Below are 12,410 nucleotides of genomic sequence, written 5' to 3'. Positions count from 1 at the left end.
TTGTCGTAGTCTGTTAGGGGGGACTAGAATGTACCGGTCAACTCAATAACCGGCCCCCAACGAAACAGTTCGGTAGTGCCCTGCACCTTGTATCCCTGCGCCTGCGTCGGATCAGATGGGTCGCGGGCTTCGACATATGTCTCTGTTGGACCAGTCAGATAATACCCGCGCACTCCCGCTCTGATTGCGAAGTTCTCGTTCGGTTTGAAACCAACCATGGCCTCGAGCGCGCCGCCATACAAATTGCCAGAAATCTGGGGAGCGTTGCCTTGCGACACTGTAGAATCGATCGAGGTCAGATCGAAGGCGCCATAAGTACCGCTCAACGAGGCATAGGGAATGGCAGCTGCATCGACGCGGATGTCGAAGACATCGTTTATATCGGCTCGCGCTGTCGCACCTAGGCGCAATCCGTGAACTTCAAGAGAATTGGGTTCACTACTGCCACCACCGGATTCCATAAGGTACGACGACCGCCCCATGTATGCCGATTCATTGAGATACTGGTATCCGACAAACCCGCCTAGTGCGAAACTCTCGGTGCTGACCGGCAAGTAGCCGAAATCGGCACCACCGTAAGCTATTGTACCCACTGTTGAACTCTGGGTCCCCAGGCTAGTGGGGGTCTCGTAGGTCCCGTCAATCGCGGCCGCGTAACCAACGTTACCTTGAACGTAGGTATTGGTAGAACTATCGTCGATCTTGCCGTGGATCTCGCCAAAATGGCCGGAATTGTCGCCACTGTAGCTCTGTCCGAAGATCGTGGCGCGCTGCCCACCCATTCCATAAAAGTACCGAATGCCTGCCTCGAAATCGAGGCTGTCTTCATAAGGCATCATGTCGACTGGGTAGGCGGGTTTGAACATCGGTTCTTGCTGAACGGCCCAATCGGCAGCAATAGCCTGCCCGCTTGCGGCAGCAGACAAAAGACCCACGGCTAGGCCTGTGAGAAGACGCGACATGGAGCCCTCCGAACGACGCGATACAATTTCATTCGTCTTGGTTATGGGCCCATTAGGGTTAATGTTGGTTAAATGGAAAAATGAAAGGCGCCGCCCGAGGGCAGCGCCTTTGTTGATTGAACAGAATTGGTTGAATTAATACCCTACGGCTTTAGCGGCACCATTTGTACGCTGCCCATGCATTTCTTCGGCGATCAGAAACGCAAGCTCGAGCGCCTGGCTTGCGTTGAGACGTGGATCGCAATGCGTGTGATAGCGATCGGACAAGGACGCTTCAGTGACTGCAGAAACGCCGCCGGTGCACTCGGTTACATCTCGACCTGTCATTTCGACGTGCACACCACCAGCGACAGTGTCCATCTGACGATGAATATCAAAAAACGACTTCACCTCGGAAAGAATACGATCGAACGGCCGGGTCTTGTAACCCGAAGATGCCTTGACGACATTGCCGTGCATCGGATCACAGCACCAGACAACTGTGCGCCCTTCGGACTTAACAGTTTCGACCAGGCGCGGCAGGTGCTCTTCAACCTTGTCAGAACCAAATCGCGCGATCAGCGTCAGGCGACCGGCCTCATCATCCGGGTTGAGCACATCCATCAGGCGCTTTAGGTCATCGGAGGACATCGAAGGACCGCATTTTACACCGATCGGGTTTTTGATGCCGCGGAAGTACTCCGCGTGCGCATGATCAGGATTGCGGGTGCGATCACCGATCCAGATCATATGGCCCGATGTGGCATACCAGTCGTTGGTGATCGAATCCCGGCGCGTCATTGCCTGCTCGTATCCAAGCAGCAGTGCTTCATGGGAGGTGAAGAACTTTGTTTCCCGCATCACCGGTGTGTTGTCCGGGTTCAGCCCAAGCGCACTCAAGAACTCGATTGCGTCATCGATCTTCTGCGCAACTTCCTCATACCGTGGATACCAATTGGAATCTTTGACGAACCCCATTGTCCATTCATGAACACGCGACAAATTGGCGAAGCCACCCGCGGAAAACGCACGCAGCAGATTGAGTGTCGCGGCTGACTGCCTGTACGCTTCTAGCTGACGATTGGGATCGGGGATACGCGCTTCGGGCGTAAAGTCGATTCCATTGATGATGTCGCCCCTGTAGGAAGGCAGTTCAACGCCGTCAATAGTCTCGGTGTCAGCGGAACGCGGCTTGGCGAACTGACCGGCAATCCGCCCGACCTTGACCACAGGCTTGGAGGCGCCGTGGGTCAGGACCACCGCCATCTGCAGGAAAACACGAAAGAAATCGCGGATATGATCGGCGTGATGTTCAGCGAAGCTCTCTGCGCAATCACCACCCTGCAACAAAAACGCGCGGCCCGCTGCAACCTCGGCCAGGTTAGCCTTAAGGTCGCGCGCCTCGCCTGCAAAAACCAAGGGGGGAAACGAAGCAAGCCGGGCCTCGACCGATTCAAGCTCTGTCTGGCTCGGATAGGTTGGGACCTGCAGGATCGGTTTCGTCCTCCAACTGTCAGGTGTCCACGTGCTCATCGTTTCACTCACTTAAAAAGGTGGTTCTCCTCCCCGAGAAGCCGAGGAGGTCCGGCGGTTTACCAACTACGGCCTGCAATGCCAAGTAGCCTATGGTCGAACACCGAATATTGGCCGGCTTGCAGACCTAAGGGTTACACTTCGCTCCATCGACAACGCGATAACTGGGCGACTTGAAAGTTACCAGTTCCTCAGCTGCCGTCGGGTGGACAGCAATAGTATGGTTGAAATCAGCCATTGTGCCGCCCATCCCGAGCGGAATTGCAACCAATTGAATCATCTCGCCTGCGCCCGGTCCGAGTATATGGCAGCCCAATATCCTGCCGCTATCGGTTTCGGTGATCAGCTTAAGCAGCATCTTTTCCTGTCGATCCGACAGTGTGTTCATCATCGGACGGAATCGAGCAACATAGACATCGATCGAGCGGTAACGTTCGGCGGCATCCTCTTCACTCATACCGACGGTTCCGATCTCAGGCTCGGAAAACACTGCAGTGGGTATCAGGTGATAGGGTACTGTCGTCGGTGTGTTGTTGTAGACGGTCTGGGCAAAAGCAGCCCCTTCGCGGATCGCCACGGGTGTAAGGGCCGCCCGGCCTGTGACATCGCCAACTGCATAGATCGAAGGCACCGACGAGCGCGAATATTCATCCACAACGACTGCGCCAGTCTGGTCGAGTTGAACGCCGGCGGCGTCGAGTCCAAGTTCGTTGGTGTTGGGATGTCGACCCGTCGCAAACATGACTTCGTCGAACGTGGCTTCTTCTCCGTGAGAGAATGAAACGCAGACCCCCTCCCCGTCTTTGCGCAATTTCGAAATATGGTATCCATAACGAAGGCGCACACCGCGTTCGCGTAGCGCATCTTCAAGTCCGTCGCGCACGTCATGGTCGAACCCGCGCAAGATTTTATCCCGGCGGTAAACAAGCGTCGTATCCACTCCCAGCCCGGAAAAGATCGTCGCGAATTCGACAGCGATATACCCTCCGCCCTCGATCAGAATGGTCTTTGGTAATGTTTCGAGATGGAAGGCTTCGTTGGACGTGATTCCGAGCTCACTGCCTTCGATATCGGGCTTGAACGGCGTTCCACCGGTTGCAATCAGGATTCTCTCGGCTTCGATTTCCTCACCGGTCGAGAGCTTGACTGCGTTGGGTCCGGCAATAGTGGCACGCGCCTTGAAGACGGACACGCCCGACCCATCCAGCATTGTCTCATAAATCTTTTCGAGCCTGCCTATTTCCTTGTCCTTGTTGGCCAGGAGCGTTGGCCAGTCGAACGAGGCATCCACTGTCCAGCCAAAACTCGGCGCAACATCGAAAAGGTCCCCGAAGCGAGACGCGTAAACGAAGAGCTTTTTGGGAACACAGCCACGAATGACGCAGGTGCCGCCATAGCGGAATTCTTCAACAATAGCGACCTTGGCCCCGAGCTGAGCAGAAACTCGGGCCGCGCGCACGCCGCCGGAGCCCCCACCGATGACGACCAAATCAAACTTCTCGCTCATGGCGACCCCGCGCTATTGTGTTCAGATCGAACGATATAGGCGTGCAGAGCGCACAAAAAAACCCCCGTCCGGCTGGACGGGGGTCAAAGAAATGTTTGCAACCAATCTTATTGCGGCGCAGCTTCTTCATCCTCGGCGGCGGGTGCTTCGACGGCCGGGGCGTTGTAGCCCTGATTGCGCAGCTCCTGGCGTACGCGCGACAGGAATTCGTTGCCGGTGTTGCGGCTCCAGACTCCGAGGGCCAGCTGGAGATCCTCATTAATACCGGCATTCTCGCCCAAAAGCTTTTCGCCCACCGGCGTGCTGTAGAACCCCACGATCTCTTCAAGCTCCTCGAGCGAAAAGCGCACTGCATAGATACGTGCAAACTGATCGTAGAGTGAACCACGATCTTCAAGATAGCTGTCATACACCGTCTGTAGCGCATTGATCAGCGGGTCGCGCAAGGATGGATCTTCCTGGATCATCAAGCGCATGACCCTCAATCCCATTTCCACCAGCGTCCGCTCATAGAGCTGCGCGGAATCAGTCATATCCACATACTCTCGCGCCTTGGCGAGATGCTCGGGAGAGATTTCCTGTTGTGCATTTGCTGGAGCTGTCGCCAGCAGTGCAGCGCCGGACAGAACGAGCGCCGCAGCGAGCCGGCGCAGAGTGGGCAGGAAAGTCATTTGGCGTACGGTCCCTTACGAAATGAACGGGTTATGATTTGATGTGCTCGGAAAGCTTGATCGTCCCTCTGGACGTAGCAAGATAGGCGTCGGAACACAAATCGATGAACAGGCCATGTTGAACGACGCCAGGTATTTCGAGCAGTGCGAGCGAAAGTGCTTTTGCGTCGGAAATACGGCCAAAAGATGCGTCCACAATGTAGTGTCCTCCATCCGTCAGAAACGTCCCACCGTTGGCATTCTGGCGCAAACTCTTTCCACCCTGGGCGCCAAACCGAGCCATTACAACAGCAATCGCCCGCTCTGTTGCAGCCAGACCAAATGGATTGACCTCTATCGGCAGCGGAAAATTGCCAAGAGCGTCAACCAGCTTGGATTCATCGGCAATCACGATCATGCGCGCCGAGGACGCAGCAACTATCTTTTCGCGCAGGAGTGCACCGCCCCCGCCTTTTATGAGTTGAAAGTCCCTGTCGATCTCGTCAGCACCATCGATCGTCACGTCAAGACTATCGATATCGTCTAGTGTGGTCAGGGGAATATCAAGTCCGCGCGCCTGATTGGCGGTGGCCTCCGATGTGGGCACACAGATGCACTCAAATCCCTTGGCTACCTCTGCACCAAGCAGGTCGACAAAGTGTTTGGCAGTCGATCCGGTGCCAAGGCCGATGCGCATGCCTGAACTGATCTCCGACATGGCCGCCTCGGCCGCCTTGCGCTTGAGGTCTTCGCTCACGTTGTCAAATCTCCGGTTTTTGCTTCTAGAACGGCAGTTCGGAGCCTCTGTCAACGCTACCAACGTCGAAGCTGACCACGTTGCAGCAAAGTCCGCGCTTTTCGCACCGATCAATCATGACTATATTGGCCTGATGACAAATCAATCTGCCCAACGCCCACTTGTCGACAGCTATGGACGACACGTCACCTATCTTCGGGTTTCTGTTACTGACAGGTGCGATTTTCGCTGCTCATATTGCATGGCGGAAGACATGGTCTTCCTGCCCAAGAGCGAAGTGCTCAGCTTCGAGGAAATCCAGGCGGTTATTGACGCTTTCGTAAGACGCGGTGTTCGCAAAGTGCGGCTGACCGGCGGAGAACCGCTGGTACGGCGTGACATTATCAAGCTTATCGAAGCGTTGTCGGAGCGCCATCTGGCGCCCGGCGAACTCGATGAATTGACACTGACCACCAATGGTAGCCAACTTGCAAAACATGCACCGCGGCTCGCAGAATTGGGGTTGCGACGCGTCAACGTTTCGCTCGACACTCTAGACAATGAGAAGTTTGCCGAAATCACCCGGCGCGGGAGACTATCCCAGGTGCTAGATGGCATCTATGCAGCACGTGACGCTGGTCTTGCCGTCAAGCTCAACATGGTTGCAATCAAGGATGTCAACGAGCACGAAATCGTGCCGATGCTCGAATGGGCGCACTCTGAGGGTTTTGAGCTAACTCTGATCGAAGAGATGCCGCTTGGCGATGTCAACTTCGATCGCGTTGATACTCACCTTTCCCTACGCACAGTGCGCGACCGCCTTGCCGAACGCTATACGCTTTCGCCGATTGCAAAACGAACCGGTGGGCCGGCCCGTTACATGCGCGTAGAGCAGACCGGCGGTACGATCGGATTTATCACTCCACTAAGCCACAATTTCTGCGAAAGCTGCAATCGGGTTCGTCTGACGTGTACCGGGCAGCTCTACATGTGCCTTGGACAGGAAGACAGCGTCGATCTGCGCGCAGCTTTGCGTGAAAGCGGCCCTGAAGGTCTCGACGCTGCCTTGGATCGGGCCATGATCCTCAAGCCGAAGGGGCATGACTTTGTTATCGAGCGTCGGTCCGAGCCTGCGGTTGGGCGGCACATGTCGGTAACAGGCGGCTGAAAGCAGAGCCAGATTTCATAACGTTGTGGCTAGAGGCGCGATTCAGCGTCTCAAAGCGATTGCAACAGTCCGGAAGCTTGCCGACGCTTTAATCGCCCACGACTGCAAATTCGAGTGGAAGTGCCGTTGTGTATTTGATCTGCTCCATCGCAAAAGACGAGCTCACATCCGACAATGCGATTTTGGAGATCAGCTTCTTGTAGAACACGTCATAGGCTTGGATGGATGGAACAACCACCCGCAACAGATAGTCGACATCGCCGCTCATGCGATAAAATTCGACGACTTCTGTGAAATCTTCGACAACTGCTGCGAATTTGCGCAGCCAGGCATCGTTGTGCTCATTGGTTTTCACCGCGACAAACACAGTGACGCCGGCGTTGACTTTTTCGGGATCGAGCACGGCAACGCGGCGCCGGATGACCCCTTCTTCCTCCATCTTTTGTATGCGACGCCAGCACGGCGTGGTGGATAGACCGACCTTACGGCCGATTTCCGCCACCGGCATTGTGGCGTCTTTTTGCAAAAGCTGGAGAATTTTGCGGTCGAGTTTGTCGAGCGCCATAGAAGCCCCTGAAATAGAATTCTTAAAATCGGTGGAAAATTCCAATATTCTGGAAAATCGTCCGCCTCAGCCCGGCATTTGACGTTTCGGCATTGCCCGTGTCAAGGCAAAGCACACAAGCTTTGCTCACAGTATTTTCCAATGTCCGGCAGCCTCGAACCGACCGACCAGCGAGCATCGCGCCAATTATGGTGAAAATTGCGTCTAACTGCGCACCATGGTTCAACGTCCTGTTAACCACGCGTGGCTTAGCTTTGGTATTCGCGTACGGGTGAGCATGAGTTTGCTGGCCTGATGAGTAGTATAGTAGCGTAACGAGAGTTCGATGGCGCCCAGCCAGCCAAACCGTGCAGCCGAAGCGCCGCGACGAGGAGAATCGCGTCGTACGGTTCAACGTGCCGTTCTCGACGCGCGCCAGAAATTGACATCCAGCTCAGGCACCCGAGCTACATTCGATTATGAACTGCTTGCCGAGTATGCAGGGGCCCGCTTGACGAGCCTCGTGCCGACACTTGTTCTCCTGAGCATTCTGTCGCTTGCCGCCGTTCTCTGGATCGACCCCGCAATTGCTGTTTTATGGGCATGCGTCGTTGGCGTCGCGAATCTTGGCGTCGCAATGATCTGCCGTCGGTTCCGAGCACTGGGCCCGGCCAAATTCGATGCTCGTCGCTGTACGCAGACTTTCATCATCGCCGAAGCGTTCACCGGCCTGTCGTGGGCAACACTTCCTGTTCTCACCATCAGTGGTGGCGGTCAGGACATTCAGATCATCATCTTTGCGATGCTGCTGGTTGGTGTTGCCGCCAACGCGGTTGCAACTCGCACTCTGCCGAGCGCCACGTTGGTCACCACGTTTCCCGGGACGCTGACTGTGGCCGCAATGCTGATCTGGAGCGGCGGTACGCTCAACTATGCAATGTCAGTGGTTACCATCGGCGCATTCTTCTTCTTCCTGTTTTTGACACGCCAGCTCTACAAGTCAGAGATCGGCAACCTCGGGCATCAATGGGAAAAGGACGCATTGATCCTGGAGCTCGAAGAAGCGCGGACGATGTCGGACGAAGCTCGCCGCCATGCCGAGCAGGCCAACATCGCCAAATCGCGCTTTCTTGCGACAATGAGCCATGAATTGCGGACCCCGCTCAATGCCATCATCGGCTTTTCCGAAGTGCTGAAATCGGAACTGTTGGGGGCCCACGCAGTGCCCCAGTACAAAGAATATGCTGGCGACATCCATGCCAGCGGCCAACACTTACTGACCCTCATCAATGAGCTTCTCGATCTCTCTCGAATCGAAGCGGGCAAGTATGACCTCAACGAAGAGGGCATTTCACTCGTCGATATTTCGGACGATTGCCGCCGGATGCTCGAAATCCGCGCTCGCTCGAAAAACATCGACCTTCAATTCGATGCGGGCGAAACTCTGCCCAAAATCTGGGGTGACGAGCGTGCCGTCCGCCAGGTCGTTCTCAACCTGCTCTCGAATGCCATAAAATTCACGCCACAGTCTGGAAAGATCACTCTTACCGTAGGGCGCTCAATTGACGGCGGACAGTTCATTTCCGTTGTCGATAATGGTCCAGGCATTCCCGAAGAAGAGATCGAAACGGTCTTATCATCATTCGGTCAGGGATCGCTCGCACAGAAAACCGCCGAGCAAGGCGCCGGTCTCGGACTCCCTATCGTTCAGAAGATCATGGATCTTCATCAGGGCAGGTTCGACCTGTTCTCCAAACTGCGCTTTGGTACTGAAGTGATCGCGACCTTCCCGCGAGCGCGCGTCATGGAAGGCATCGCGCCCGTAGTCGAACAGCGCAACAGGCTCGAGATTTACTCCGAAGCCTCTTGATCATTTTGGCGGCGAGCTGATTGTTGCGCTGGAACAGTGCTAAACAGCCCGCAGATCTTCAGTCAGCGTTCCAGCCAGCGCAATTTCTTCGTCATGGGGTTCGTCGCGAATGGTTTCGGCCAAGCCCGCTTCGTACCATTCTTTCATAGCAGGCAGCGCAAGCAGCCGCTCACAATAGGCTTTGGATGAATCGCTGAGCTGGAGGCCATAAGTTTGGACTCGGAACGCGACCGGACAGAAGAACGCGTCGACCGCTGTGAAATGTTCGCCAGCGAGGAATGGTCCGCCAAATCGCGAAAGCCCTTCGTTCCACAGCTCGTCGAGTCGATCGATGTTGGTCTGGAGACCGGCACTGATTTCATGCATGCGAACGCGTACACCGATGTTCATGCCACATATGTTACGCAGCGCTGAAAAGCCCGAATGCATTTCAGCGGTGGCCGAGCGTGCCCATGCGCGCGCGACTTGGTCTGCCGGCCAGACTTGAGGATGTTCTTCAGCCACAAATTCGGTGATTGCGAGAGAGTCCCAGACCGTCAAACCTCGATCCACCAGACAAGGGACAAGGCCGGTTGGGGAGAATTTGCGAAATTCCTCATAACTCGAGCCTTGAAGGAAGGGCACGAAGCGCTCATCGAATGCAATGCCAAGGGTCTTGAGCAAGACCCAGGGCCGCAACGACCACGAAGAATAGTTCTTATTGGCGATATAGAGCGCATACATGGCGTTTCTCCGTCAAAGACCAGTCCAGTTTGCTGCCAAGATACAGGCGCAGGAAGCACCAGTTGCAAGCTTTTTCGCAGTTCCGGTCAGGTTGATTTTTCGTCTACCTCGGCTTCAGAGAATGTCGCCATGTTCTTGTGCAGATGCAGAGCAGTCTTGCACATAACTGCTGCCAACGCCGCGCCGCTGGCTTCTCCCAACCGCATCCCCATGGCGAGCAAGGGGGTCGCATCGAGTTTTTCCAACGCCTTTACGTGTCCAACCTCTGCCGAAACATGACCAAACAGGCAATGATCGATCGAGGCGGGATTGACAGCGTGAGCGATGGCCGCAGCAGACGTGGCAACGAACCCATCGACGATGACCGGCACCTTCTGGTGGCGCGTAGCGATAATGGCGCCGACCATGGCTGCAATTTCACGTCCCCCTAGATTGGCAAGAATTTCAAAGGGGGTGTTCAGGCGCCCGGCATGGCGGCCCAATGCGCGATCGACGGCATCGGCCTTGCGTTGAAGGCCAGCGTCATCAACACCCGTGCCGCGCCCGACCCAGTCGGCACCCGTTCCGCCGTAGAGCCCAGCATAGATCGCTGCAGCAACAGTGGTGTTACCGATTCCCATTTCGCCAATGCACAGCAGATCGACATCGCCCGCTATAGCCTCCATGCCGTAGGCTATTGTTGCAGCGCAGGTGCGCTCGTCCATAGCCGGAACGACGGTAATATCGCCAGTTGGCACGTCTAGTGCTAGTTCGAAGACCCGCAGATTGATTTCGTGCAGCGCGCAAATCTGGGAAACGGCAGCGCCGCCCTTAGTGAAATTGTTGACCATCTGTTGGGTCACTTCACGCGGAAATGCCGAAACTCCCTGGTCAGTCACGCCGTGATTGGCTGCAAAAATCGCAACCATCGGATCTTCGAATGTCGGCTCTGACTTACCTTGCCAACGCGCCAGATGCTCCACCAGGTATTCCATTTCCCCGAGTGATCCAGCAGGCTTGGTCAGCATAGCATCGCGGGCCCGCACCGCTGCAACCGCAGCTTCATCTCCGTCCGGACCCAGCATCAAAAGATCATGGAAATCGGTGAAGGCTTGGGCGGACATGGCAGCTCCGGGTTTCGAATGATAAGAGGGGGCTCCTTTTGGGACGAAAACAGGAAAAACGCAATTGAGGGATGCCGACAACCGCAACGGTTCCAACAGTGAACCTGCTCCTGCGCACGACCGGCGCGGACCGGCCGCCGATCTGATCATGGCTCTGCGCTTTTTTTCGCGCCTCCCGACCGGGCGAAAGCTGCATGCCGTGCCCGATCTCGATCGTATTAGCCGTATCCTGCCACTTGCCAGTTTACTGATCGGAATCGGGCCCGCCGGCGTACTGGTTCTGGGCGTTGCGGGCGGGATTTCGCCCCTGTTTGTGGCGATTGCCGCCGCGGCGTGCTCGGCTATCGTCACGGGTGCAATGAGCGAAGATGCTGCAGCGGATGCGGCTGACGGTTTGTTTGGGGGCAACACGGCCGAACGTCGGCTGGAAATCTTAAAGGACAGCCGGCACGGCACCTATGGCGTATTGACCATCGTGTTCATCGTGGGGCTGAAGGCAGCAGCGCTTTCGACACTCATCGTCCAGTCTGGAATGGCTGCAGCCATGATTTGGCTGGCAGTTGGCGTGATTGCACGGTCGGGCGGGCTTTACATCGCCATGGCCTTGCCGCCGGCCCGTAGCAGCGGAGCCTCGGCCACCGTGGGCCAGCTTTCGTGGAACGCTTTCACGCTCGGCCTCGTTTTCGCTCTCGCTATTGCTGCGGTTCTTTCAGTTCCGTTCGCAGGCCCGCTCGGACTAATCATTGGCGTCACTATTGCTGCGCTTGTCGCATTGGGATGGACACGTCTTTGTGACCGTCTGGTGAGCGGTCAAACTGGTGATCTCATCGGTGCATTGCAGGCACTGCTTGAAATTGCCCTATTGGCGACCTTTATGCGTATAGTCACCGGTTGAACCCTTTTGGATTTTTCATGCTGTTTGTTGCCTTCGCAATCCTGATCGTGATCGGCCTTGCCGTCGCCATCAGCGCTGATGCCGGTGCAGTTATCGGATTGACCCAAGCCCAGACTGCAAGCGCCATTCCCCTGGTCGTTATAGCCACTCTGGTCGCAAGCGCCGTAGTCGGCCGCAGACACAAACTTGGAGAAATCGTATCTGGCTTTGTCATCTGGATCGCCATAGGCGGCATTCTTGTGCTCGGTTACACTTATCGCAGCGATGTCGAGCGTATGGGACAACGCGTATTCGGCGCTCTGCAGCCCGGAGCGGCCATCGTTGATCCGCAAACCGGAAACGTCCATGTTTCCCGCTCTTTCGGCGGAAGCTTCAGGGTCGATACAAGCATCAACGGAACCAAGTTGCCGATGATCTTTGATACCGGCGCCAGCGCCGTCGTACTATCGCATACCGACGCGATTGCAGCGGGAATCGACACGGACAGTCTGCGCTATACGATCCCTGTTCAGACGGCTAATGGCACCGGCACCGCCGCGCCCATCCGCATCGAACAGATGGCGGTCGGCAATATCGTGCGACGGAACATCAGGGCCTTTGTTGTTGAAGACAATGCCCTAGAGACATCACTTCTGGGCATGACATTTCTCGAAACGCTTTCGCGCTACACGGTCAGTCAGGATTCTCTGGAACTGCACGATTAGCAGTTGCGCCCGATCCAAAGGCTTCCGCCTCAGCGT

Annotated in this window: 12 protein-coding genes; 4 read left to right on the top strand and 8 right to left on the bottom strand. The window is 56.0% G+C overall.

Features of this window, described 5'->3' with window-relative positions; translation table 11 throughout:
• Positions 1-23 precede the first annotated feature (23 nt).
• The 5 genes from ACN0TA_RS05390 to rpiA all read right to left on the bottom strand — a co-directional run bounded on the left by ACN0TA_RS05390 (position 24) and on the right by rpiA (position 5,349).
• Positions 24-962: a hypothetical protein gene (locus ACN0TA_RS05390; RefSeq protein WP_417580566.1), complete on the bottom strand. Its 939-nt coding sequence runs from the start codon at positions 960-962 to the stop codon at positions 24-26.
• A gap of 135 nt (positions 963-1,097) precedes the next feature.
• Positions 1,098-2,474 carry a class II 3-deoxy-7-phosphoheptulonate synthase gene (locus ACN0TA_RS05385; protein ID WP_417580564.1) on the bottom strand — a complete coding sequence of 459 codons (1,377 nt, stop codon included), beginning with the start codon at positions 2,472-2,474 and terminating at the stop codon, positions 1,098-1,100.
• A gap of 127 nt (positions 2,475-2,601) precedes the next feature.
• The gene (gene gor / locus ACN0TA_RS05380; RefSeq protein WP_417580562.1) at positions 2,602-3,981 is read right to left on the bottom strand and encodes a glutathione-disulfide reductase; all 1,380 of its coding nucleotides are present in this window, start codon (positions 3,979-3,981) and stop codon (positions 2,602-2,604) included.
• A 107-nt stretch (positions 3,982-4,088) separates the two neighbouring features.
• Positions 4,089-4,652 carry a DUF2059 domain-containing protein gene (locus ACN0TA_RS05375; protein WP_417580560.1) on the bottom strand — a complete coding sequence of 188 codons (564 nt, stop codon included), beginning with the start codon at positions 4,650-4,652 and terminating at the stop codon, positions 4,089-4,091.
• Between the two features lie 31 nt (positions 4,653-4,683).
• Positions 4,684-5,349 (bottom strand): ribose-5-phosphate isomerase RpiA, encoded by a 666-nt coding sequence (rpiA, locus tag ACN0TA_RS05370; protein WP_417582062.1) that lies wholly within the window; start codon positions 5,347-5,349, stop codon positions 4,684-4,686.
• A gap of 172 nt (positions 5,350-5,521) precedes the next feature.
• Here rpiA and moaA point away from each other — a divergent pair, with 172 nt between their 5' ends.
• On the top strand, positions 5,522-6,535 hold the full coding sequence (gene moaA, locus ACN0TA_RS05365; protein WP_417580558.1) for a GTP 3',8-cyclase MoaA: 1,014 nt from the start codon (positions 5,522-5,524) through the stop codon (positions 6,533-6,535).
• A gap of 88 nt (positions 6,536-6,623) precedes the next feature.
• Here the strand turns inward: moaA and ACN0TA_RS05360 are convergent, their stop codons facing one another.
• Positions 6,624-7,100 carry an Lrp/AsnC family transcriptional regulator gene (locus ACN0TA_RS05360; RefSeq protein ID WP_417580556.1) on the bottom strand — a complete coding sequence of 159 codons (477 nt, stop codon included), beginning with the start codon at positions 7,098-7,100 and terminating at the stop codon, positions 6,624-6,626.
• A 325-nt stretch (positions 7,101-7,425) separates the two neighbouring features.
• Between ACN0TA_RS05360 and ACN0TA_RS05355 the strand changes: the two genes are divergently transcribed.
• A complete protein-coding gene (locus ACN0TA_RS05355; RefSeq protein WP_417580554.1) occupies positions 7,426-8,949 on the top strand; it encodes a sensor histidine kinase in 1,524 nt (507 codons plus the stop codon).
• A gap of 39 nt (positions 8,950-8,988) precedes the next feature.
• On the opposite strand, the gene ACN0TA_RS05350 is transcribed toward ACN0TA_RS05355, so the two are convergent.
• On the bottom strand, positions 8,989-9,672 hold the full coding sequence (locus ACN0TA_RS05350; RefSeq protein WP_417580552.1) for a glutathione S-transferase family protein: 684 nt from the start codon (positions 9,670-9,672) through the stop codon (positions 8,989-8,991).
• An 86-nt stretch (positions 9,673-9,758) separates the two neighbouring features.
• Positions 9,759-10,775 carry a nicotinate-nucleotide--dimethylbenzimidazole phosphoribosyltransferase gene (gene cobT / locus ACN0TA_RS05345; protein ID WP_417580550.1) on the bottom strand — a complete coding sequence of 339 codons (1,017 nt, stop codon included), beginning with the start codon at positions 10,773-10,775 and terminating at the stop codon, positions 9,759-9,761.
• Between the two features lie 64 nt (positions 10,776-10,839).
• Here cobT and ACN0TA_RS05340 point away from each other — a divergent pair, with 64 nt between their 5' ends.
• Together ACN0TA_RS05340 and ACN0TA_RS05335 are read left to right on the top strand one after the other, a co-directional pair.
• A complete protein-coding gene (locus tag ACN0TA_RS05340; RefSeq protein WP_417580548.1) occupies positions 10,840-11,670 on the top strand; it encodes an adenosylcobinamide-GDP ribazoletransferase in 831 nt (276 codons plus the stop codon).
• Positions 11,671-11,687: 17 nt separating this feature from the next.
• Positions 11,688-12,374 carry a retropepsin-like aspartic protease family protein gene (locus ACN0TA_RS05335; RefSeq protein ID WP_417580546.1) on the top strand — a complete coding sequence of 229 codons (687 nt, stop codon included), beginning with the start codon at positions 11,688-11,690 and terminating at the stop codon, positions 12,372-12,374.
• Positions 12,375-12,410 lie beyond the last annotated feature (36 nt).

This window comes from Pelagibacterium sp., assembly GCF_048264985.1.
GTDB lineage: Bacteria > Pseudomonadota > Alphaproteobacteria > Rhizobiales > Devosiaceae > Pelagibacterium.
Note: the sequence above shows the minus strand (reverse complement) of the source record. Positions and strands in the feature narration are given on the sequence as shown.